Here is a 21,468-nt window from a genome sequence, read left to right as displayed (position 1 = left end):
CGCGCCAGCAGCCGCGTGTGCCATGCACATCCTCAGGTTCAATTCACATTATCACGCAGCATGTTGCGGAATGCCGTGCCGACAGCGGCAGCGCCGCTCGCGCTCTGCATCAGCGCGATTTCGCCCTGCTGCTCATGGCGAATGGCGTGAGCCATCACGCGTAGGCGCGGGTCACCGGAGCTATGCCACATCTGGTCGGCCATCTTGACCGCGCCGCGGTGGTGTTGGCTCATCAGTGCGATGAACAGCCCATCGAATCCGTCGGGCGGCGCATTCCTGGCTTGCTGGATCTCGTTCGTGGTCAGAAGGCCGGGCATGGCCGCGCGCTCCGCGGAACTGCAGTCGGGCATCTCGGTGGCGAACCAGCTTCGCCACCAACTTGCGAAGATCCGGGTCTCGCCGATCTGGCTCGAAACCATCAACATGGCGAGCTTCCGGAGATGGGCGTCCCGCGCCCGCCGAACCGCCAATTGAGCCAGCTCGATGCCCTGCGCGTGATGAGCGGTCATGTGGCGGATATAGGCCTGGTCCATGTCCTTGTCGCGCCCCACCCACGGCAGTTCGTAGCCGCGAGCGCCGAAAAGCGCGATTGCGCCGAGCGCCGCGATTACGGCCAGCGCCCCGGCGCTCCAGGCATTCGAGAATGAGACATCCCACGCGGGCGCGGCATCGTGGATCCAGCGCAACCGGACGAACAGGGGATACATCAGGGCCGACGAAGCGTGGACGAGAAAGCCAATCCAGTAAGGCTGCTGGAGGGTGAACAGCGGCTGCGAGAACGGGAACAACGGCACGAGGACGAACCATTCCATTCCCGATGTGAGAATTGCCCAAGGCAGCGCGAGCAGCAGAATCGTCCACGGCCGCAGATCGGCCGTCCAGCGCCCGAGCACGCCGAAGAACACCAAGGCCCAGGAAAAATCCGCCCATTGATGGAAGGCGATGCCGGTGACGATGGCGCTCCATGAGGGCTCCGCACTGAGCGCCCAGTCGCGCACGGGAATGGCAGCGACGGTCATCCAGTCGACCGCGGCGTCGCGTCCTATCCGCGCCGCGAAGAGCTGGCTGACGATGGTTGAGAAGCTGCTGCTGATCAGTCCAAGCGCGGCGGCCGCAATCCAGCGCGAACGCCGTCGCGGCTTGTCCTCGGTCTCGGCCAGATCAGGAGGTGACACCGGCCGTCGCGTGCTGGACAGCTTGCTTTGCCCGGCCTTTCACAGCCTCGACGCCCTTGGGAAAGCCGCTGCGATTCGGGTAGAGCTTACGTCGTTCATCGCGCGGCGGACGGCGCGGCTTGGTCTCCTGGGCTGCGCGATAGTCGAGCATGGCAATGCCGCCCACCATCAGCAACGCCAGCGCCACGTTGCCCTTCTTGGGGTTATCAGATGTCAGGCCGGAAAGCAGGGCAGCCGCATCGACGCCATCGCCGCCCACTCGCGCCCACAAGCCTTTATTCTTGTCCACCGAGAGGGACATGATCCCGGCCATGATTTCCCGCATGCCGAAGGCGCGGACCATTGTCTCGTTGCCTTCCATCCCCAGCGTTTCCGTGACACGTCGGGGAGCGAAAAGCTCTACGACCCCCAGGCAGATACTGAACCAGCCGAGAGCGCGTGCGAGTTGGTCTTCCGGCTGCTTCAAGCTTGGGCCGCCTTCGACGATCTTGGGATCGCCCTTGGTGCGTACGATGTTGGAGACGTGAAACATGTCGGAATGCTCCTCAGGGCTTCAGCACGACCTTGACACAGGAATCCCGCTTGTCGCGGAACACCTGGTACATCTCGGGTCCCTTGCTAAGCGGGACCGTGTGGGTGATGACGAAGGAGGGATCGATCTCGCCTTCCTCGATGCGGTGGAGCAGATCGTCCGTCCAGCGGTTGACGTGGGTTTGCCCGGTCCGCATCGTCAGTCCCTTGTTCATGAAAGCCCCCATCGGCAGCTTGTCGGAGAAGCCACTGTAGACGCCCGGCACCGAGATGATGCCTCCGGGCCGGCAGACATAAATCATCTCGCGCAACACATGGGGCCGGTCGCTTTCGAGCATGACCATTTGCTTGGCGCGGTCCAGGATGGTGTCGGGCAGCGACGCCATCACGTGCGATTCCATGCCGACGCAATCAATGCATTTTTCGGGGCCCTTGCCGTCGGTCAATTCCTTGAGCCGTTCCAACACGCTCTCGTTCTCGAAATTGATCGTAGTCGCGCCGGCGGCTTCCGCCATGCTGAGCCGCTCGGGCAGGCAGTCGATCGCAATCACCTGGTTGGCGCCAAGCAGGATGGCGCTGCGGATCGCCATCTGCCCGACAGGGCCGCAGCCCCAGATCGTGACAGTGTCGGTCGGCACGATGTCGCATTGCACGGCAGCTTGCCAGCCGGTCGGAAAGATGTCGCTGAGAAACAGCAGCTGTTCGTCCGGAATGCCGGCGGGCACCTTGATGTGCGTGGCATCGGCAAAGGGAACGCGCAGATACTCGGCTTGGCCGCCGGGATAGCCACCGGTCAGATGTGTATAGCCGAATAGGCCGGCGGTCGAATGCCCGAACACCTTGTCTGCCAAGTGTTTCTTGCGATTGGTGGTTTCGCAGACCGAGAAGTTGCCGCGCTTGCACTGATCGCATTCGCCGCAAATGATCGTGAAGGGGACGACGATGCGATCGCCCTTCTTCAGCTTGCCGTCAACGCCCGAGCCGACCTCGACCACTTCGCCCATGGTCTCGTGGCCCATGATATCGCCGGGCATCATGCCCGGAATGAAATTGTGGAAGAGATGGAGGTCTGAGCCGCAGATCGCGCAACTGGTCACCTTGATGATGGCGTCGCGTGGATCCTGGATTTCCGGATCGGTGACGGTGTCGCACCGGATGTCTTCCTTGCCGTGCCAGACCAGCGCTTTCATTCCACTTCTCCGCTCGATATGTCGCATCTAAGTCCAACAACGGACGATGGTTGCTATTGCATGGTGCAAATCTCTGCACCGCACCAGCTTCAGAGCGATAGGAACGAGATGATAACGAAGTGATTGGGCGTCATCGTCTCAATCCCGAGGATACGCCCATGCCCGCCAACCAACTCGCCGTCGTCACCGGCGCTTCCACCGGAATCGGCCTGGAACTCGCACGCTGCGCTGCCGAGGATGGCTTCAATCTGATCATTGCCTCAGACGAGCCCGCGATGAGCAAGCGGCAACCGATCTCCGCCGGCTCGGTTCGACTGTCGAGGCGGTCCAGGCCGACCTGTCCACGATCGATGGCGTCGACAAGCTCTGCGCCGCTGTCGGCGACCGTCCGATCGATGCTCTGCTTGCCAATGCGGGTGTCGGACTTGGCAAAGCCTTCCTAGATCAGGACTTCGCCAAGATAAGGCGGCTTGTCGACACCAATATCACCGGCACGCTCTATCTGATCCATCGCGCCGGAAACGGGATGCTTCGTCGGAATGCGGGACGCATCCTGATCACCGGCTCGATTGCCGGTTTCACGCCCGGCAGCTTCCAGGCCGTCTACAACGCCAGCAAGGCGTTCCTGGATTCGTTCTCCTTTGCTCTCCGCGAGGAGCTGCGCGACAGCGGCGTCACGGTCACCTGTCTGATGCCGGGTGCGACCGAGACGGAGTTCTTCCGTCGAGCGGACATGATGGACACGAAGGTCGGTACCGAGAAGAAGGACGACGCGCACGATGTGGCCAAAGCGGGCTTCGATGCGATGCTGCGGGGAGAGTCCGATATCGTCACAGGGATAAAGAACAAAATTCAGACTACGATCGCCAATGTGACACCAAATGAGGTCTTGGCCAAACAGCACCGCAAGATGGCCGAACCGGGCACGGCAAAGTCTTAGCTACGTAAATCGACCAGAGCCGCTGCGGCTGCGACCGCTAGAGCATCGCTTTCAGCTTGGCCGCATCCGCGGGGGCTGCGCTTTTCTGGTCGTTGTCGAAATAGACATAGACGTCACAACCTTGCCGTTTCCAGGATCGGATGCGCCGGGCCACTGCGCGAGAGCAGGGCGGGTATAATGGCCGTGATAGCGCCCACCTGGGCCGTGGCCGCGCACGTAAACGAAGTCCGCCGTGCGCTCCCATGGTGCCGGGGCATCGTGATGGTCGGAAAGGCATAGCGAGGCGTTATTGTCGGCGAGCACCCGCAGAATGCGAGGCTGATAACCAGCTGGGATGACGAAATTCGAAGCTGTAGCGACGCCTCTTCGATAGCAGCTTGAAGAACGAAGGAGCCGGTCGGCGTTCGCTTCGAATTGGGGTGGTAGCTGGAACAAGATCGGACCAAGCTTGCCACGGAGAAATTTAGCGCGATCTTCCAATAGGTCCAGGCTGTTTTCGCAGGCGTCAGACAGACGTTTCCAGTGAGTGATGAACTTGGACGCCTTCCAGGCGAAGACGAAGTCCTTGCCAGTCTGCTCCCGCCAGGCCTTGACCGACTCCGGCGTGGGTGTGCGATAGAACACACCATTGAGCTCGGTGCTATCGAATTGATTGGCATAATAGTGAAGCTGCTGCTTGAGCGGTAACCCTTCCGGGAAGAACGGGCCCCGCCAGGAGTCGTAGTGCCAACCAGATGTGCCGATCAGGGTGCGAGTCATTTCGAAGCCATCGTGGGTTGCGCAACGGGTAAAGCCGCAACCGCTCCAACAACGCCTCTGTCGCCCCATTGTTGCGTGGGGCACCGCTTGGTGCTTAGAGACCTCGTCGGGGATCATGCAAAGCCGCGCTGCGGGCAAGGGGCAACCTTGGTAGGATGATCTATGACGCTTGATCGTCCCCTTTTTGGCCGGAGACGGCCAGTGCTGCTGGCCTCTAGTCGCGCAGGGGTGCCTCGGCGATATCGAGCAGCGCGCCAAGACCTTGCCGCAGGCGGTGCGTCGCGATGTTCTCGGTAGCCAAGCCGAACACCACGAGAGATCGCCCCGTCACCGCGTAAGCGTGCCCAAATTCGAACGCCGGCATTTGAACGTCGGGTTGATTGGTGTCGATCAGGCCCAGCCAGCTGCTCCCGTCGGTGACGTCTGGCAAGGTGAAGTTCACGACGTCATAATAAGCGTTGTAGACCAGCAGCATGGTCGCGTCCGATCCGCGACGCTTGATGCCGGTCTCCTGTGCGCGTCCGTCGAGGAGCATGCCGAAACATTTGGCATTACCGTCCTGCCATTGGTCGGTTGTCATCTCTTCCCCCGATGGGGATAGCCATGCGACGTCCTTCACGTCGAGCTCTTCGTTGTGGGATCCGACAAGGAAGCGGCTGCGAAACAGAATGGGAAACGCTTTGCGCGTGGCGATCAGCTTGCGTGTGAACTCGCGAAGACTCCGGCCGTTCGCGGTGATGTTCATCCAGTCGAGCCAGCTGGTCTCGTTGTCCTGTGCATAAGCATTGTTGTTGCCTTGCTGGGTTTGACCGAACTCATCGCCGGCCAGCAGCATCGGCGTACCATGAGACAGGAGCATCGTCGCCAGCAGGTTTCGCTTCTGGCGCTCGCGCAGCGCCGTGATCTCCGAATCGTCCGTCGGTCCTTCGGCACCGCAATTCCATGAATGGTTGTTACTGTGGCCGTCGCGATTGTCCTCGCCATTCGCTTCGTTATGCTTGTCGTTATAGGAGACCAGATCGTTGAGATTGAAGCCGTCGTGGGCGGTGACGAAGTTGACGCTGGCCCAGGGCCGGCGGCCGCGCTTGTTGAAGAGGTCGCCGGATCCGGAGATGCGTTTGGCAAAGTCAGCGAGGGTGCCTGGATCGCCCTTCCAGAAGGCGCGTGCTGTATCCCTGAATTTATCGTTCCACTCGGCCCATCCGGGTGGAAAGCGGCCGACCTGGTAGCCGCCCGGGCCGATGTCCCATGGTTCGGCGATCAGCTTGACGCTGGAGAGTACGGGGTCCTGGCGGCACGCGTCGAGAAAGCCGCCGCCTTCGTCGAACCCGTACGGCTCCCGCGCCAGGATCGTGGCGAGGTCGAAGCGGAAGCCGTCAACGCGCATGTCGGTTGCCCAGTAACGCAGGGAATCGGCAACCAGCTGGAGTACGCGCGGGTGTGAGAGGTTCACCGTATTCCCGGTGCCGGTGTCGTTGATGTAGTAGCGCTTCTGATCGGACAGCAGGCGATAATAGCTGGCATTGTCGATGCCCTTGAATGACAGAGTCGGCCCAAGCTCGTTGCCTTCCGCGGTGTGGTTGTAGACGACGTCGAGGATGATTTCGATGCCATGGGCATGGAACTGGTTCACCATGGCTTTGAATTCGTTCGCAAACGGCGTCTTCAGGTAGCGTGGCTCGGGTGCAAAGAAGGCGATGGAGTTGTAGCCCCAATAGTTGCGTAGGCCTTTCTCGACTAGGTAGCTGTCGTCGATGAAGGCATGTATCGGCAAAAGCTCCGCGCTGGTGATGCCGAGCGAGCGCAGATAGGCCGGCACCTCGGAATGTGCGAGGCCTGAAAAAGTTCCGCGGTCCGCCTCGGGAACGAGGGGATGCAGTTGGGTGAAGCCCTTGACGTGCATCTCGTAGACGATCGTCCGCTCCCACGGTGTTTCTGGCTTGCGGGCCGTTCCCCAGGTGAACGCTGGATCGATCACGCGGCATTTCTGCATCAAGGGGGCACTGTCACGTTCGTCGTATGACAGATCCTTGTCGGCGTGATCGAGCTGATAACCAAACAACTCCGGTCCCCAGCGCAATTGGCCAACCAGCTGCTTGGCATAGGGATCGAGAACGAGCTTGTTGGGGTTGAAACGGTGCCCAGCTTCGGGTTGATAAGGACCATGAACGCGGTAACCGTAAACAGTGCCCGGACGGGCCGAGGGCAAATAGCCGTGCCAGACTTCATCGGTATATTCGGGAAGCTCGATCCGCTCGAGCTCGGTCTCGCCGGTATCGTCGAACAGGCAAAGCTCGACCTTGGTGGCATGTGCGGAGAACAAGGCGAAGTTGACGCCAAGCCCGTCCCAGGTGGCGCCGAGCGGAAACGGCCTACCTTCCGTGATCCGGGAGCGGCGCAGGCTCGACGCGGCTCGCGTCAAGGCGTCGTCGGAAAGTGATGGTCGATCCATTTTGTCCCCCAAGGAAAGCCGTCATGAAGCCGGCGCGGCCGCCACGGTTTCCGATGTCGTTGGCTCAGCGCAATTTGCGGAAGCGATCACCGCGGCTGGCGGGACGTCAGTCGGCGTTGACGGCGCGGTCGCCTTTTGCAGCGCGGCTTCCTTGCTGATTGCGGATAGCGAATTGCCGATTCGCTCGACGATGGTCGTCAGCTCGGCGTCGGATAATTTGAGGCGCTTCTTGATCAGTCGCACCTGGGTACGGTCGGTCAGATCGAGCTTGTTACGGATCGGCTGGGGCTTTGCGCGGCGCATGGCGGCAACTCCTGGTCTATCGTCGTAACAGTCGCTCGACGATTCCGTTCCTGGTCGCAGCACCGCAGGCGGTCAGCCAGCCGTTGGTACGCCCAGTTCGAGGCCGGCAGCAGGTGGCGGCATCCGGATCACGCCGTCGCACGAGGGGATCGCGAACACGTCGAGCTGCGCCTTCTGTCGCAATGCTGGCAGCCGGCGATACGCCGCCAGATAATCCCGCGCCATCCGCTCCGCCGTAAAGCGCTCCTCGAACCGCTTGCGGATCATCTGTCGGTCCAACGTTCCGATCGATTTTGCCGCCTCGACCGCCTCATCGACGGAGTTGACCACAAAGCCACTAACGCCGTGATCGATGACCTCAGGTACGGAGCCGTGCGCAAGGGCGATCACGGGCATCCCGCACGCCATTGCTTCTATCATGACGAGGCCAAACGGCTCGGGCCAACAGATTGGAAACAGCAGAGCGCGGGCATTGCCAAGGAATTCAGCTTTCTGGACTTCGTTGATCTCGCCCACGAACTCTACGCGCGGGTGCGCGGCGACCATGGGTGCGATCACCTGATCCCAGTAGCGCTGATCGGCGGCGTCGATTTTGGCCGCCATCCTGAGCGGCACTCCCGCCCTGGTCGCGATTTCGATCACCTTGTCCGGTCCCTTTTCAGGCGAGATGCGGCCGAGGAACGCCAAATAATCGCCTGGCGGTGGATTTCTGTATGGCAGAACGTTGTTAGGCAGTCCGTGAAGCACCGTTCCAAGCCAATTTACAGGCGGCATCGGGCGGCGTTGCGCGTCTGAAATTGAGACGAGCGGCGGCTCTGGGAAGGCCGAATAGAACGACATCAGATCGGGAAGATCGAACCGGCCGTGCAAGGTCGTCAGGATCCGATCCGCGTAGGGCCGCATCAGGGGACAGTGCAGATGGTCTATGTGGAAGTGCAGCACGTCGAATTCGTCGGCACGCCTCGCAACTTGATCCAGCATCATGACATGATACGGCGTCATGTCCTTGACTGAATGATCAAGTCGCAACGCCATTTTCGAGCACGGCACGAGTTCTGCCGACGTGACCGAGTCTCCGCTCGCGAATAGCGTGACCTCGTGTCCCTGACGCACCAGCTCTTCGGTCAGATATGAGACGATACGCTCGGTGCCGCCGTAGAGACGCGGAGGGCAGCTTTCCGCAAGTGGAGCAATTTGAGCGATTTTCATGTTGTGTGCCCCCAATGCCCTTCTAAATCGATGCCCGATAGAGATCCGCGTATGACTTGGCCGATTGGTTCCAACTGAACGCTTGAGCCATCGCAGCGCGGCGCATGTGGTCGAGGCGATCCTTCATGCCGAAGGTCGAGAAGGCGCGGCAGAGGCTGCCGAGGAAGCCGGGAGCGGATGGCTGGTCGAACAAAAATCCGGTCTCACCATCCACGATGGTTTCGGCGAGACCGCCGGTGCGATGGCCGATCGGCAGTGACCCGAAGCGTTGAGCGTACATCTGGCTAAGCCCACAAGGCTCGAAGCGAGATGGCATCAACGTAAAATCGCTGCCCGCGAAGATCCTGCGCGCCTCGGCATCATCGAAGCCGATCTTCACGGCAACGGACCGCGGTGCGCGGGCCTGTGCCTGGAGGAGTGCTTCCTCGAATCGAGGCTCGCCCTTGCCGGTGACGACCATCTGGCCGCCGGCATCGACGATCGCCTGGGCGCTTTCGATCACGAGGTCGACGCCTTTCTGATGCACCAGACGGGCGACGAGAGCGAATAGCGGTCCTCGAGAGACGGCCAGGCCGAACTGATCCCTGACATCGTCGGCATTCAGCGCGCGTTCGGTCCAGTCACCGGCGCCGAACGGCTGCAACAGGGACGAGCAGGTGCGGGGATCCCAAGTCTCGTCGATCCCGTTCAGGATACCCGACAATTGATGACGATCGGCTCGCTGCTTCAACAGTCCGTCGAGACCGCAGCCGAACTCGGCGGTGGTGATTTCCCGGGCATAGGTCTGGCTGACCGTCGTCAGGTGAGAGGCGTAGACCAGGCCGGCCTTGATAAAGGAGAGGCGATTGTAGAACTCGACGCCTTCGATGTTGAAGCTGGCCTCGGGGATACCCAGCTGCGCAAGCGAGCTTCGGTCGAAGACGCCTTGATAGGCCAGATTGTGGATCGTGAAGACGGTGGGGATGTGCGCGTAATGCCATTTCAGATAGCCGGGGATCAATGCGCATTGCCAATCGTTGGCGTGCACCAGATCGGCCGACCAATCCTTGTCGATCAGCCCTCTCGCGAGCTGCGCGGCGGCGTAGGAGAATGCCGCGAACCGGACGTTATTGTCGTGCCAATCGGCCCCACGTCCGTCGGCGTAGGGCGTGCCCTCGCGCTCGTAGAGCTCCGGACATCGGACGACGTAGTAAGCCAGACCGTCGGCGGTGTGGCCGAGATCGACTTCGAAAGCCGGAAGGCCGGCAAAAGCCTGGCATCGGCCTACGGTTTTGAGATCCTTTAAACCCAGGAGGACCGCGGGGTACCCTGGGATGATGACCCGGACGTCTGCAAACTCCCGCAAGGCGCGGGGAAGAGCGGCTGACACGGCGGCAAGGCCGCCAACTTGAATGAAATCTGAGACTTCGGGCGTCGCGAACAGAATACGCATTCGCTAGGCCCGGCCGCGGTGGTCAACGCCAACCATCTTTTTGAATTCCAATGCGCTTCCCCAATGAAGCGCCATCCAGGAATTCCGCGTCGCAGCAAAGGTTCCTGGTCTCGCTCGAAAGAAGCCACTTTTTGGCCTTCGGTACAAAAGTGTACAGAACCGAGCTGCCACAAGCTCAGCGCTCCGACTGATCTGTCTGTTCTGTACGCTGCAAACGAGGAACGAATGAGTGCATGCCAGCTTTCACGTCATGCTTAAGCGACCGTAAAGCGTCTTCGCGACGCCTCGGCGAAATTTCGGGCATCTATAAAAGGGGCGATCAGAATTTGAGTCAGAGAATGGGAATTGCCGGCCAACCCCGACGTCATGGCCCTCAAATCGTCGATCATGGGGTCACCTTCAACCTCTGGGCTCCTACCGCCCGATCGGTCGAACTGCTTGAGAGCGGTCGTCCGCCACGACGCATGCCGCACGACGAGGACGGCTGGTACCAGATGCTGAGCCCAACCGCTCACGCTGGCACCCGCTACCAATTTAGGATCAATGAGGATTTGGTCGTCCCCGACCCTGCCTCCTTCTTCCAGCCCGACGATGTGGGAGCTGCGAGCGAAGTCATCGATACGGCGACGCTGAGGGATTCCATGCTGTATCCGGGCCGTCCCTGGGCGGAGACCGTGATCTATGAGCTGCACGTCGGCACCTTCAGCGAAGAGGGGACTTATGCCGGCGTCGAGAGCAGGCTGCACTATCTGCGCGAGCTTGGCATCACCGCCATCGAGCTGATGCCGCTGAACGATGTCCCCGGCCGGCACAATTGGGGTTATGACGGCGTGCTTCTGAACGCGCCGAACGCGCGTTACGGTAAGCCGCAGGATCTCAAGCGGCTTTTGCGGGCGGCCCACGCTCTCGACATCATGGTCTATCTGGACGTGGTCTATAACCATTTTGGCCCGCAGCTGAACTATCTGCACAGCTATGCCGAGAGCTTCTTCACCGCGCGGCATACCACCGGCTGGGGGCCTGCGGTCAATCTCGAGGGGCACGACGGCGCGTTCGTCCGTGAATTCCTCATCGAGAACGCGCTGATGTGGCTGCGCGATTATGGCTTCGACGGGCTGCGCTTCGACGCGGTCCACGCGCTCAAAGACGATTCCGAGCGGCATTTTCTCGTCGAGCTCGCTGAGACGGTGCGTCACGAACTGCCGGGCAGGCGCGTCCATCTGATGCTCGAGAACGAGGCAAACCAGGCCCGTCTTCTCGATCGCCGGCAAGGGCTCTCGAGCCATTACGACGCGCAATGGGGCGACGACTTTCACAATGCGCTACACGTCCTGTTGACGGGAGAGGACGAGGGCTATTATCGCGCGTTCGCCGACAAGCCGCTGGAACATCTCGCACGTTCGCTGACGGAGGGATTTGCCTACCAGGGAGAGACTTTTCCGCTTCACGAGGCGCCGCGAGGCGAGCCGAGCGCGCATCTTCCGCCCGAGGCCACCATTTTCTTCGCGCAGAACCACGATCAGATCGGCAATCGCGCCTACGGGGAGCGGTTGTCACGGCTGGTCAGCCCCGAAAAGCTCGGGCAGGCGCTCGCACTGGTCCTGCTCAATCCGCACATTCCCATGCTGTTCATGGGGGAGGAGGCCGCGGCCGAAACACCGTTTCTGTTCTTCGCGGATTGGTCCGGTGAGGCCGCCGAATTGACGCGCGAGGGGCGGCGCAAGGAGTTCGCGCATTTCAAGGCTTTCTCAACCCCTGAAACACGCGCGGGCATACCGGACCCCTGCGATGAGCAAACCTTTCGCGCGTCGAAGCTCGATTGGGCAAATATCGATCGTTCCCCGGTCAGCCTTAAATTCCGGGGCCTGACGGCTCAGCTGCTGCGGATCCGGCGTGAAAAAATCGTGCCGCTGATCAAAGCGGGGATCGTCTCGGCCGAGCGGAGCTTGCTGGGAGATAACCCGCGCATGGGCGGATTGAACGTCGGCTGGCGAACGGGGGGCGGCGACATGCTGCAGATCGTCGCGAATTTCGCCGAGCAGGAACTTCCCATGCCGACGCTGATCGACGGTGAGACATTATGGCAGTTGCGACCGGGCAATGCGGGGGTGGTATTGCCGAGCGATATCATCGTGCGGCTGGGGCGGAAGTGCTGACGTACCGACTGCTCCTAGGAACACTTCCGGCAAGGCTCCGTTAGCGGAGCTGATCCAGGAGTCGTCCCATGCCCGAATATCCCAAGCCTCCCTTCGCCGCCCAGCAGCAACCGATGCCCGGCTCAACGCGCGCGATGAACCCTCGGCCTGATCATGGCGAGGAAAGCTACAAAGGCGCGGGGCGTCTCGTCGGCAAGAAGGCGATCATCACCGGTGGCGATAGCGGCATCGGCCGTGCCGTCGCGATCGCCTACACGCGCGAAGGAGCTGATATCGTCATGCCTAGTTGAACGAGGATGAGGATGCAGCCGAGGTGAAGGCGCTGATCGAGCGAGAAGGGCGCAAGGCTCTCTTGATCCCGGGCGACATCAGTCATCCCGACCATTGCCGGACGGTCGTCCAGCGCGCGGTGTCAGAGCTAGGCGGCATCGACATCCTGGTCAACAACGCGGCCCATCAGGCGACATTCAAAGACATCGGAGACATCAGCGACGAGGAGTGGGAACGGACATTCGCGGTCAACATCCACGCCATGTTCTATCTGACGAAGGCCGCTGTCCCGCACATGCGGCCGGGAGCCGCAATCGTGAACACCGCCTCAGTGAACTCGGATATGCCGAACCCGAGCCTGCTCGCCTATGCCACGACCAAGGGAGCCATTCAGAATTTTACAGGCGGGCTCGCGCAGATGCTCGCAGGCAAGGGCATCCGCGTCAACGCAGTGGCGCCTGGGCCGATCTGGACGCCGCTCATTCCTTCGACCATGCCGGAGGACACCGTCAAGAATTTCGGCAAGCAGGTTCCCATGCAGCGCGCTGGACAGCCGGCCGAACTGGCGACAGCCTATGTCATGCTCGCCGATCCGCTGTCGAGCTACAAATCGGGAGCGACATTGGCCGTGACGGGGGGAAACCCGTTCATCTAAGGACGGCGCCAAGCGATCGGGCGGACTTTTATTATTCGGCGAGGCCGACGGAAAATTACAGCCTTCACGTGCTCAGAGCGTAATGACATAGACCGCGAAGGCGATCGTCATCGCTAGGCCGACGACCACAATTCCGATGATCAGCTTTCCCATGAGGCCTAACCTTCTCCGGGAACGTCAATGGAACGTCGGCGTTTCCGTTCCAGAAAGGCTCGAACGCCATTGCCATTGTGCATCCTCGGCTTCGCCAAGCGGGAATCATGAAGGACTTTGCCCACGCTGCTTTCACGCCCGACGTCGTCCAGCTCATGACGACAGCGCTGGAGGCGGCCGTGGCTACGCTCCCGGAACCTGTGCACGCCCGGCATGTCCATTTGCTTGCAGAGTCGATCCTGCGGGGCGCGGATACAGGCGAACGGGACGTCGCCGCACTCCAGCGAATGGCGCTGCTGGAGTTGCAGCTCGCGCCTTGATCCCGACGCGCGCACTTATGAACGTCAGCGTGCCGAGCTTTTCAGGCGCTCCTTTTGTGTATCTTTGGCGCGCAGAAACTTGACGGCGATGTCGGCCCCGTTCACGCCGTCCAGCTCGCACCTGCGATAGGCTAGGCCGGTCGAGGAGAGAACCAGGAAGAATTCGGTCAGCGACAGGCCTTCGATCGACACGTCCAGCCAAAGCGTCGCTCCGGCTTCCGAAATCGTCTTGACCGCGCAGGGACGCCGCCACGTGCCGTCGATCGCCGTCATCTGGGCCGGGATCGCGGTTTCGAACGTCACGGATTGTTGGTCTTTGGATTGCCGCACGAAAGCCCCATCGGGAGATTATGCGGTATATGGAATCCTCAGTCGCCAGGAGCCGCCTTATCATTTGTTAGGGCGGGTCGCATTCTGTTCGGAAGGCGGGCTACGTTGCCTTGGCTTTCCGCATTGATCGGATTTCCGTCGATTTCGAACATCGAACCGTGGCATGGGCAGTCCCAACAGACTTCGAAACCATTCCAGTGCAGGTAACAGCCGACGTGACTACATGCTGCGGAATTGAGGTGGAGCGTTCCCTGATCGTCGCGATAGGCCGCGAGCTTCTCCAGACCGCGCCGAACGATTGCACCTTGCCCCGGTGTCAATGCCTCAACGGAGCCGACCTCGCCGGGCGCGACATATTCGGCAAAGCTCTTCAGGCGGTCACGTTCTCAGACATGAAATTCTTGGCGGCCATGAGGGGAGTGTATGCGCCCCGACAAAACAAGGAGTCAGACGGCTCCGACAAAGAGGCGCCAGCAGCCTCGCCAGAGGCAAACGACCTCGAAGAATTGTCAGGCAGGCTTTCGATGCGCAGGCGCCTTTGCGCGTCCAGCTTATCCCGAATGGGTTATCTAATTACTGCGCCAGTTGCCGACTGCATCCGCTTGGATCCGTCCCCGGCAGCAAACAGAACCATGGCGCAACTGTTCGCAGAGCGCCACGCGGTTATTGCGCGCCGGGCACGATGACGAGGAATTTCCCGGCTGGAGAGTCGCGGGGCCAGGGAACAACGCCTTGGCGATCTGATTGGATCGCTGCGGCTGAACCATGCGGTGGGCCGAGCATTTCGGACAAGCGTCGTTTTGACCAAGGAGGCGACAATGGACGACAAACGAAGGTCATCAGAGGCGGGCGAACAGGCCGCCAAAGACTTGCGCGAGGCAGCTGCCAGGGATGAAGCAAAAACAGAGAGCAGGACGGGGCACGATTTACCTAAAGGCGCTGATCGCTTCGAGGAACGTTCGAAAAGCTCCGATGGAAAAACCGCGGAGGAAAAGCAGCAAGGCAAATCGTGACATCGCGGCCGAGGTAGCGTTTCCCGGGCACTACCGTGCAGTGGCCGTCTGCTATGCTACAGCGTTTCCGTTTGTGGAACTTCGCGGAATCGCGCGCATTGATTGTGCGGAAATTCTGTTCACGGAGGAAACATGGCGGTCAACAAGCCGACGGGCGACAATGCCCGCAAGGGCGCTGTGAAGAAGCGCTCGCAGACGAAGAGCACCATTGGCGGCGCGAGCGCATGGACCAAGCGCGAAAGGAGTTCGGGCGAGTTCATGGCGGTGAAGCGTCCCGGCAAGAAGAAAAAGACCGCCAAGAAATTCAAAGGCGTGCGCGTCGAGAAGAAGAAGCCCGCGAGAAAACGTGCGGCAAAGAAGACCGCCAAAAAGAACAAAAAGAAGAAGACTGCCCGGCATTAAGCCGCGAACCTGGAGCGGGAATAAGGCTCGAAATGGATCGGCGCCGATCCGATGCGCGATGAACTTCGCGTGCTCCTGCGCCTCGCGGCGGGATACGCATGGATGTCCAACCCGGTCATGGGCGGAAACAGCCCGCGAGATCGAAGAAGAACTGTTTCATAAGAGCAAAAACGTTGCTCCCCCGGCAGCGTTCCTATCGCCCCGCGGACAGCCGCTCGGCATTCGCCGCGACTATTTTCCTGTAATGATCGAGGACGTGACCGCAGTCGCCGCCGCGGATGAAAATCGAGCCGGCCTCTGAGGCGGCGTCGAACTTCTCTGTCACCATGAGAAACATCTCGTCAGATGTGCCGTCTCCCGCGGCCATCTGCCGGAGTCGCATCTCCATGACCTCTAGCGCGTCGGCCATGAGTGTCAGCGCTGAAAACCAGAAAAGCATGTTTTACTCCGCCCCGGCTTTTGCCGGCTTCAACTATCGCTTATCCACGCATTCCGTCCCGGCGGGGTTCCAAAAGAGGGCGGGCGGTCCGCCGTTTCGGCCGGGGAGCGGACAGCATGCGATGCAGCGTCTTCGCGTTCGCCGGCGCATGGGCATCATTGTCGTTGTTGAAATAAACCCAGGCCCGCGTCGCGCCGCTCTCCCTGATCCGGTTCGCCCACTTCAGAAGTTCTTCATCCGAATAATTATGGCGATACCAGCGCTCCGGCCCATGGAGGCGGACGTAGACCTCGTCCGCCGTCCGGACAAGCTCGTCAGGAAGGCGCGGGCCGCTGCAGGAGCAGAAGATGATCCCGGCGTCGCGGAAGGCGCGGTAGACTGCCTCATTCCACCAGCTCTTGTGCCTGAACTCTACGACGTTGCGGCGTGCGGAATCGAGCTGGCTGACGATCGCAGCAAGGCGGGCCTTCGTGTATCGGTAGCTTGGCGGGAGCTGGAACAGAAAGCAGCCCATCTGTTCGCCAAGAATATCCGCGACGACCCCGAAGTCCCGGATCAGCGTCTTCGTGCCCTTGAACTTTTTGACATGGGTGATGAGTTCGCAGACCTTGACAGTGTAGACGACGCCCTTGCCACCCGGCTGGCGGCGCCAGGCGTGGACATTCGCGACGGTCGGCCATGAGTAAAATGACGCGTTGATCTCGACGGTGTCGAACGTTGATGTGTAGTGCGGGAACCAGTTCGGCTGCGGCACGGACGCGTAAAAGGAATCCCGCCATTTCCAGTACCGCCAGCCGGAACAGCCTACGAAGATTGTTTTCTTTAAATCAGGCGGTGGCGGAAGGCCGTCCGCCTTCATCTTGAGCCTCACACGGTGCATTTTCGCTGCGCGCAGAATGTTGTTCTCGCGCTGTTTTTCACGGCGAAGCCGGCGCCGTTCGCGTCTTTCTTCCAGCGTCAGTTGTGTGATGGGGCCGGGAGCCGGTGAAGGCACGTGTCAGTCCTTCGCTTTTCGCAAATTGCCTTCGAGGCGCTTTTTAAGCTCCCCCCAGCGTTCGTCCTCTGCGTCGGCGCGGCGCTGCACGGCCTCAAGATCCTTCGCTATGGCGTCGGCTCTGTCCTCGTGATCGGCTTCTGCCTCAAGCAGTGCCTCCTGGGCCTTCTCGATTGCCTGGTTGCGTTTCTCGCGTGCCTTGGCGGCTTGCGCCTCTTCCTTCGCGAGCCGCGCTTTCCGCTCGCGCTCCTCCTTCTCGTATCTGGCCGCGGCCTTGCGCTCAGTTTTCTCGTCACGCGTCTTCGGAGGACGCTTTCTGCCGGCACTTTCTTTCTTCGTCCGCGGCCGTGCATCGAGTGACGCGGCGGACGGCAATTCCGCGTGCTCTCTGAAGGCGGAGTTCGAGCCAACGGGTCTTTGCAGCACGACGCCGGGCTTTGCCATGGCGGCGGCGATGACCTTCTCGTCCTCGGCTTCCTTCGCGAAACTCTGATGGAAAAGGTTGCTGGCCGCGCCCCATGCTTCGAGCGCAGCCTTCATCGAGGGGGCTGCGATGGCGAGATCAAAAAATCCCTGCGAGGTCTGATAGACCTTGAGTTTGCGCGGCATTCCGGTCCAATGGATCGTCCTGTATTTTTGTTCCGCCATGGGAACGTTTCTGTTCCACTATTGGAAACATTATTGGCGGCGATGGTTGTAGCTTGCCGTCCTCCGACGCAGGGAAGATCCCGATGATCCTTGAAAGCTTTGATCGCCGCACACTCGCGAATATGGAAGCTGCCCTCGACCGGATTTGCGAGGGAAGGCCGGACCGCGAGGACCATGAGCTTAGATCGTTTATTGCGGAGAACCTTGTGCGCTGCGCGAAACAGGGCAAGACCTCCATCGGCGCTTTGACGGAAGCAGGAGAGGCCGCGCTCGCCGGCCGCTCGATCGCGGACAGGAGACAGGCCTGACGAATTTTACGCCGCGGAGGCTTCCTTGCCGGCGCGCGGCAGCCAGCGCCAGACCCCAAGAACGTTGATCAGAAGCAGGACCGCGTTCTGGACGACGAGCGAGGTTTTCGCCTCCAGCACGCCATCCGCAATCCAGGCCATGGAAGCCGCTATGAAGATAGCGAAGCCCCATACCGTGACGCGCGCGTTGATGTTCGCTGCGACCATGGCTGCCGCGATGATCGTGATGCCTGCTGCCGCCGCCCTCAGTATTTCGAGATCCATGGTTTCCCGCGTTGACCGTTGAGTGTTTTGATCCTTGGTGTATTGGCTCGGAAAAACATTCCGCCGGCCACCGTTCCTCCATGTTCACAGGACGATGATTTCCTGTGCGCGGATAACAATCTCTTCCTGTATAAGCTCACGTTCAAGGCGCTCGCGCAGGGTCCGCCAGAACTCGGGCGCGAGTTTTGCCGCCATGACCTCGATGACGACGATATTGTCCCGCTCGGTTTCCTCGCCGCTGCGCCAGAGGCCCTGGCCGGGTGCCCTGACGAAGCTCGTCGCGCCGCCGAATTTTCCGCTGAGCTCTTCCAGAAACTCTTCGAACCAGCGCTGCGGGACCGGCTGGCCGTCGCCTTTCGCCTTCGGCAGGAGAATCTGGATTAGATAGGAGTTGTTCACGACACAAGCCTCGCCCGCGCGCTCCCGGGCCAGCTGTTCAGAAGCGTCTCGGTCGTGACGCATTCGACCTGCTGCCCGAAGCGGTTCATATAGACGTTCATCATGGAATCATGCGTCTCGTCGGCCGAACCGCAAACCGCATCCGTCACCAGAATGACGCGGAAGCCCCAATCGATCGCGCCGAGCACGGTCGCGAGCACGCAGACATCGGTTTCTCCTCCGGTGACGATGAGCGTATCGACGCCCGCGCCGCGCAGCTGGAGGTGCAAGTCGCTACCGGTCCAGGGAGAGTAGATGTGCCTGTCGAAAATTCGCGCTGGCGGGACGAATCGCGCGAGGTCCGCGACGATGTCGATCATCTCCGCGCCGAGCCGGTCGATGGTCATCGCTTCCCAGCGCTCGTAATAATGCCGCCACATGCCGGCGCCCTGGCCGGGCTTTCTCGCCGGAATAAAGCGGGTAAAGATGGTCCGGTCCTGGTGCGCCTCTGCGATCCGGACGACATTCGGCAGCACGCGCGGCAGCCACGGCATCTTCCATTCAGTGGTTTCGGCGAACATCCTCTGCATATCGACACAGATATGGACCGCGTTCTCTCCCGGACTTCCCCAGCGAAGGTCGTCGTTCTTTGCCATGCCTTTATCCTCAACCGCCAGCTCCAACGGAGCGGCGCGGATGCTGGTTCCTGTCCTTAAAAGGGTTGCGGCGTGCAACCCGGCTAGCCCTGCGGCAATGAGCGGGGATCGGCGGTCAAGGGTGTGCCTTCGCACGAGCGAGCGAGCCGCGCCCTTGACGGCCGAAGGGGGCGCAAGCCCCGCCTTTAAAGCGCGAAGGATCGTCACCGGATGGCCGGGACGAAGACCCGGGCGCGGTACGCGCTAGAGCCTGGCCGGCCGCGCAGCGGGCGGCGCGCCCTCGTAAAAACGGAACCGCGCGGCCTCGCGGAAAGTTGGGTGGGAAAACAAGCTGAGGAACGAAATGAAGCGCATTACAAAATGGCGGGCCGCCGCAAGACGCGAACTGATCGAACCCAAAGGCGATAAGCGTTACATCAGGCGCGACGCGGGAGGCCGGATCAAAGAGAGCGATGACGTTGGTCGCTCGCTCTCGCAGGACAAACGCACCAAAGCCAAAAAAGCCGCGAAAGCGGATGAGGGCGACCGCGGCGACCGCAAGCCGGCAAAGGCCAAGGGACGGAAAAAGGCGCGTGCGCGAAAGTAGCGGCACATTAGATCTTTTTGGGGACGCGAGTCTCCCGGAAGGCATGAGGTATCAGCGCGACTTTCTGACGGCTGAGGAAGAAGAGCGGCTTCTGACCCATATCAAGGCCCTCCCGTTCAGGGAATTTGAATTCCGAGGCTTCACAGGCAAGCGCCGGACGGTCTCGTTCGGCTGGCGTTACGATTTCAACGGCGGCGGGCTGACGAAGACGGACGATATGCCGGAGTTTCTCATGGGGCTTCGCGGCCGCGCCGAAGCGTTCTCCGGAAACGCTCCCGGCAGCTTTCAGCAGGTTCTTGTCACCGAGTATGCAAGCGGGGCCGGAATCGGCTGGCACAAAGACCGTTCCGTCTTTGGCGATGTCGCCGGCATCTCTCTTCTGTCCGCCTGCATTTTCCGGCTTCGCAGGCGAAAAGACATCGGATTTGAGCGCGCAAATCTTCTTGCCGAGCCGCGCTCCATCTATCTCCTGCGCGGCCCTTCAAGAAGCGAATGGCAGCACAGCATCCCGGGCGTCGAAAGCCTCCGCTATTCGATTACGTTTCGTAACCTCCGCGAAGGAAGGCTTTCATAGTGGCCCGCGTCTCCACCCTGCCAAAAAAGTTGCAACCGATGCTCGCGAGGCTGACCGACGCGCCGTTCGACGACAAGGGCTGGATCTTCGAGGACAAGTACGACGGCTTTCGCATGGTCGCGAAGATCGAAAATGGCAGTGTCACCTTATACAGCCGCAACGGCAAGATCATCAGCCACAGCTATGTCGAGGTCGCGCAGGCGCTCGAAGCCGTAAAAGGGGATGTCGTTATCGACGGCGAGCTGGTCGCGATCGGCAAAGACGGCGTCTCGCATTTTCAGCTACTGCAAAATGCGTTCCGCCACCAGGCGAAGCTGCAATATTGCGCGTTCGATCTCATGTTTCAGGACGGGGAAGACCTTCGTGGATTAACGCTTCTCGCGCGCAAAAAGAAGCTTAAAGCCATCCTGCCAAAACATAAGCTGATCGCGTTCAGCCGTCACCGCGCGGCATCCGGCACGAAGTGTTTCGCGGAGGCCGAACGCAAAGGCCTCGAAGGGATCATGGCGAAGCGCACCGATAGCAAATACCTCTCCGGCGCGCGGACGGATGCCTGGCTCAAGATCAAGACTTCCCGGCGGCAGGAAGTCGTCATTGCTGGCTTCACCGCGCCGCGGCGCACGCGGCCTTTTTTCGGCGCGCTGACCCTGGCCCTGCGCGAGGGAAACGGCTGGCGCTACATCGGACATGTCGGCACGGGTTTCAGCCACGAGACGCTCGAAGAGCTGCACAAAAAACTGGTGAAGTTGAAGTCAGACAAATCGCCCTTCGGCGAAAAAGTGAAGGACGAGGCCGTCACTACCTGGGTCAAGCCGCTGCTCGTTGCCGAGGTGAAGTTTACGGAATGGACCGCTTCCGGAGAGATGCGCCATCCCGTTTATCTCGGCCTGCGCGCTGACAAAAACGCGAAAGACGTTGTGCTGGAGCGTGAGAAAAAGCCAGCCGCGCGCCGTCACAGGTCTTGACGCTGATCGCCACTGGCGCGTCGGTTGCGCCCCGACGCGGAAGGCCGCAGCCATTCCCGGCTACGGCCCACGCGATGGTCAAAAATAGCCGGGTAAAAATCTCCTAAGTGAAATATGGAGCCAGCCCCGGTCCCGCCACTATACCGGCCCGGACACGCCCGGCGTCAACTTATGTGAATCGAAAGTTAATTTCGTGAGGAGGGCGCCGCGGCCGCGCAGCGCACGCCCCGGCCGGCGGAGGAACTTGCGGTCAAAATGCTGATTTGTAGCTGAGCAACAGGGAGTAAGTGGCATGACGGGCTTGAGCGAGGAGGATATCAGGACGCGTGCGTACGTGCTCTGGAAAGACGCGGGCGAGCCCTTCGG

The 21,468-nt window shown here is 60.8% G+C and carries 24 protein-coding genes and 4 pseudogenes; 11 read left to right on the top strand and 17 right to left on the bottom strand.

What is annotated here, in order from left to right:
• Nucleotides 1–38: 38 nt before the first annotated feature.
• The 3 genes from NLM25_RS33890 to NLM25_RS33880 form a co-directional block, all read right to left on the bottom strand.
• A complete protein-coding gene (locus tag NLM25_RS33890) occupies nucleotides 39–1,019 on the bottom strand; it encodes a DUF305 domain-containing protein (RefSeq protein ID WP_254139806.1) in 981 nt (326 codons plus the stop codon).
• Between the two features lie 142 nt (nucleotides 1,020–1,161).
• Entirely contained in the window at nucleotides 1,162–1,707 is a 546-nt protein-coding gene (locus NLM25_RS33885; RefSeq protein ID WP_254139805.1) for a hypothetical protein, read from the bottom strand.
• 13 nt (nucleotides 1,708–1,720) lie between these two features.
• Nucleotides 1,721–2,896, bottom strand: coding sequence for a zinc-dependent alcohol dehydrogenase (locus NLM25_RS33880; protein WP_254122101.1), 1,176 nt, complete (start codon nucleotides 2,894–2,896; stop codon nucleotides 1,721–1,723).
• Between the two features lie 158 nt (nucleotides 2,897–3,054).
• On the opposite strand from NLM25_RS33880, the pseudogene NLM25_RS33875 reads away from it, so the two are divergent.
• Nucleotides 3,055–3,836, top strand: a pseudogene (locus NLM25_RS33875) (SDR family NAD(P)-dependent oxidoreductase).
• A gap of 37 nt (nucleotides 3,837–3,873) precedes the next feature.
• Here the strand turns inward: NLM25_RS33875 and NLM25_RS33870 are convergent.
• The 6 genes and pseudogenes from NLM25_RS33870 to glgA all read right to left on the bottom strand — a co-directional run bounded on the left by NLM25_RS33870 (nucleotide 3,874) and on the right by glgA (nucleotide 9,991).
• The gene (locus NLM25_RS33870) at nucleotides 3,874–4,080 is read right to left on the bottom strand and encodes a DUF72 domain-containing protein (protein WP_254124556.1); all 207 of its coding nucleotides are present in this window, start codon (nucleotides 4,078–4,080) and stop codon (nucleotides 3,874–3,876) included.
• Nucleotides 4,081–4,091: 11 nt separating this feature from the next.
• Nucleotides 4,092–4,595 (bottom strand): annotated as a pseudogene (locus NLM25_RS33865) (DUF72 domain-containing protein); the annotation flags it as partial.
• 214 nt (nucleotides 4,596–4,809) lie between these two features.
• Complete coding sequence (gene glgX, locus NLM25_RS33860) at nucleotides 4,810–7,047, bottom strand: glycogen debranching protein GlgX (RefSeq protein WP_254122099.1); 2,238 nt, start codon at nucleotides 7,045–7,047, stop codon at nucleotides 4,810–4,812.
• A 21-nt stretch (nucleotides 7,048–7,068) separates the two neighbouring features.
• Nucleotides 7,069–7,350 carry a DUF3606 domain-containing protein gene (locus NLM25_RS33855; RefSeq protein ID WP_254122098.1) on the bottom strand — a complete coding sequence of 94 codons (282 nt, stop codon included), beginning with the start codon at nucleotides 7,348–7,350 and terminating at the stop codon, nucleotides 7,069–7,071.
• A 72-nt stretch (nucleotides 7,351–7,422) separates the two neighbouring features.
• Nucleotides 7,423–8,559 (bottom strand): glycosyltransferase family 4 protein, encoded by a 1,137-nt coding sequence (locus NLM25_RS33850; RefSeq protein ID WP_254122097.1) that lies wholly within the window; start codon nucleotides 8,557–8,559, stop codon nucleotides 7,423–7,425.
• 22 nt (nucleotides 8,560–8,581) lie between these two features.
• Nucleotides 8,582–9,991: a glycogen synthase GlgA gene (glgA, locus tag NLM25_RS33845; RefSeq protein WP_254122096.1), complete on the bottom strand. Its 1,410-nt coding sequence runs from the start codon at nucleotides 9,989–9,991 to the stop codon at nucleotides 8,582–8,584.
• A gap of 338 nt (nucleotides 9,992–10,329) precedes the next feature.
• Between glgA and treZ the strand changes: the two genes are divergently transcribed.
• From treZ to NLM25_RS33830, 3 genes and pseudogenes are all read left to right on the top strand, one after another.
• Nucleotides 10,330–12,147 carry a malto-oligosyltrehalose trehalohydrolase gene (treZ, locus tag NLM25_RS33840; protein ID WP_254122095.1) on the top strand — a complete coding sequence of 606 codons (1,818 nt, stop codon included), beginning with the start codon at nucleotides 10,330–10,332 and terminating at the stop codon, nucleotides 12,145–12,147.
• 68 nt (nucleotides 12,148–12,215) lie between these two features.
• Nucleotides 12,216–13,072, top strand: a pseudogene (locus tag NLM25_RS33835) (SDR family oxidoreductase).
• Nucleotides 13,073–13,332: 260 nt separating this feature from the next.
• A complete protein-coding gene (locus NLM25_RS33830) occupies nucleotides 13,333–13,545 on the top strand; it encodes a hypothetical protein (RefSeq protein WP_254122094.1) in 213 nt (70 codons plus the stop codon).
• 24 nt (nucleotides 13,546–13,569) lie between these two features.
• Here NLM25_RS33830 and NLM25_RS33825 read toward each other — a convergent pair whose 3' ends face one another.
• Together NLM25_RS33825 and NLM25_RS33820 are read right to left on the bottom strand one after the other, a co-directional pair.
• Nucleotides 13,570–13,818, bottom strand: coding sequence for a PilZ domain-containing protein (locus NLM25_RS33825; RefSeq protein ID WP_254122093.1), 249 nt, complete (start codon nucleotides 13,816–13,818; stop codon nucleotides 13,570–13,572).
• Nucleotides 13,819–13,913: 95 nt separating this feature from the next.
• Nucleotides 13,914–14,195, bottom strand: a complete 282-nt coding sequence (locus NLM25_RS33820; RefSeq protein ID WP_375166897.1) for a Rieske 2Fe-2S domain-containing protein — start codon at nucleotides 14,193–14,195, stop codon at nucleotides 13,914–13,916.
• Nucleotides 14,196–14,693: 498 nt separating this feature from the next.
• On the opposite strand from NLM25_RS33820, the gene NLM25_RS33815 reads away from it, so the two are divergent.
• Both NLM25_RS33815 and NLM25_RS33810 read left to right on the top strand, forming a co-directional pair.
• Nucleotides 14,694–14,888, top strand: coding sequence for a hypothetical protein (locus NLM25_RS33815; RefSeq protein WP_254122091.1), 195 nt, complete (start codon nucleotides 14,694–14,696; stop codon nucleotides 14,886–14,888).
• A gap of 132 nt (nucleotides 14,889–15,020) precedes the next feature.
• Nucleotides 15,021–15,290 (top strand): hypothetical protein, encoded by a 270-nt coding sequence (locus NLM25_RS33810; protein ID WP_254122089.1) that lies wholly within the window; start codon nucleotides 15,021–15,023, stop codon nucleotides 15,288–15,290.
• Nucleotides 15,291–15,483: 193 nt separating this feature from the next.
• On the opposite strand, the gene NLM25_RS33805 is transcribed toward NLM25_RS33810, so the two are convergent.
• From NLM25_RS33805 to NLM25_RS33795, 3 genes are read right to left on the bottom strand one after another with little or no spacing between them, the layout of a single operon-like run.
• Nucleotides 15,484–15,729, bottom strand: coding sequence for a hypothetical protein (locus NLM25_RS33805; protein WP_254122087.1), 246 nt, complete (start codon nucleotides 15,727–15,729; stop codon nucleotides 15,484–15,486).
• Between the two features lie 40 nt (nucleotides 15,730–15,769).
• On the bottom strand, nucleotides 15,770–16,723 hold the full coding sequence (locus NLM25_RS33800) for a DUF72 domain-containing protein (RefSeq protein WP_254139804.1): 954 nt from the start codon (nucleotides 16,721–16,723) through the stop codon (nucleotides 15,770–15,772).
• A 3-nt stretch (nucleotides 16,724–16,726) separates the two neighbouring features.
• Nucleotides 16,727–17,371, bottom strand: coding sequence for a cell envelope biogenesis protein TolA (locus NLM25_RS33795; RefSeq protein ID WP_254122085.1), 645 nt, complete (start codon nucleotides 17,369–17,371; stop codon nucleotides 16,727–16,729).
• An 83-nt stretch (nucleotides 17,372–17,454) separates the two neighbouring features.
• On the opposite strand from NLM25_RS33795, the gene NLM25_RS33790 reads away from it, so the two are divergent.
• Complete coding sequence (locus NLM25_RS33790; RefSeq protein ID WP_254122083.1) at nucleotides 17,455–17,679, top strand: hypothetical protein; 225 nt, start codon at nucleotides 17,455–17,457, stop codon at nucleotides 17,677–17,679.
• Nucleotides 17,680–17,685: 6 nt separating this feature from the next.
• Here the strand turns inward: NLM25_RS33790 and NLM25_RS33785 are convergent, their stop codons facing one another.
• The 3 genes from NLM25_RS33785 to NLM25_RS33775 all read right to left on the bottom strand — a co-directional run bounded on the left by NLM25_RS33785 (nucleotide 17,686) and on the right by NLM25_RS33775 (nucleotide 18,977).
• Nucleotides 17,686–17,943, bottom strand: a complete 258-nt coding sequence (locus NLM25_RS33785; protein ID WP_254122081.1) for a hypothetical protein — start codon at nucleotides 17,941–17,943, stop codon at nucleotides 17,686–17,688.
• A gap of 84 nt (nucleotides 17,944–18,027) precedes the next feature.
• Nucleotides 18,028–18,342: a hypothetical protein gene (locus tag NLM25_RS33780; RefSeq protein WP_254122080.1), complete on the bottom strand. Its 315-nt coding sequence runs from the start codon at nucleotides 18,340–18,342 to the stop codon at nucleotides 18,028–18,030.
• Nucleotides 18,339–18,977 (bottom strand): cysteine hydrolase family protein, encoded by a 639-nt coding sequence (locus NLM25_RS33775; RefSeq protein ID WP_254124554.1) that lies wholly within the window; start codon nucleotides 18,975–18,977, stop codon nucleotides 18,339–18,341. The genes NLM25_RS33780 and NLM25_RS33775 overlap by 4 nt, the downstream gene beginning before the upstream one ends.
• Before the next feature lie 343 nt (nucleotides 18,978–19,320).
• Between NLM25_RS33775 and NLM25_RS33770 the strand changes: the two genes are divergently transcribed.
• The 4 genes and pseudogenes from NLM25_RS33770 to NLM25_RS44525 all read left to right on the top strand — a co-directional run.
• The gene (locus NLM25_RS33770; RefSeq protein ID WP_254122079.1) at nucleotides 19,321–19,563 is read left to right on the top strand and encodes a hypothetical protein; all 243 of its coding nucleotides are present in this window, start codon (nucleotides 19,321–19,323) and stop codon (nucleotides 19,561–19,563) included.
• Nucleotides 19,564–19,606: 43 nt separating this feature from the next.
• Nucleotides 19,607–20,137 carry an alpha-ketoglutarate-dependent dioxygenase AlkB gene (locus NLM25_RS33765; protein WP_254124552.1) on the top strand — a complete coding sequence of 177 codons (531 nt, stop codon included), beginning with the start codon at nucleotides 19,607–19,609 and terminating at the stop codon, nucleotides 20,135–20,137.
• Nucleotides 20,137–21,102 (top strand): non-homologous end-joining DNA ligase, encoded by a 966-nt coding sequence (gene ligD / locus NLM25_RS33760; RefSeq protein WP_254122078.1) that lies wholly within the window; start codon nucleotides 20,137–20,139, stop codon nucleotides 21,100–21,102. Before NLM25_RS33765 ends, ligD begins: the two co-directional genes overlap by 1 nt.
• 292 nt (nucleotides 21,103–21,394) lie before the next feature.
• Nucleotides 21,395–21,466, top strand: a pseudogene (locus NLM25_RS44525) (DUF2934 domain-containing protein); the annotation flags it as partial.
• Between the last annotated feature and the right edge of the window lie 2 nt (nucleotides 21,467–21,468).

The organism is Bradyrhizobium sp. CCGB01, assembly GCF_024199795.1.
Taxonomy (GTDB): Bacteria; Pseudomonadota; Alphaproteobacteria; order Rhizobiales; family Xanthobacteraceae; genus Bradyrhizobium.
Note: the sequence above shows the minus strand (reverse complement) of the source record. Positions and strands in the feature narration are given on the sequence as shown.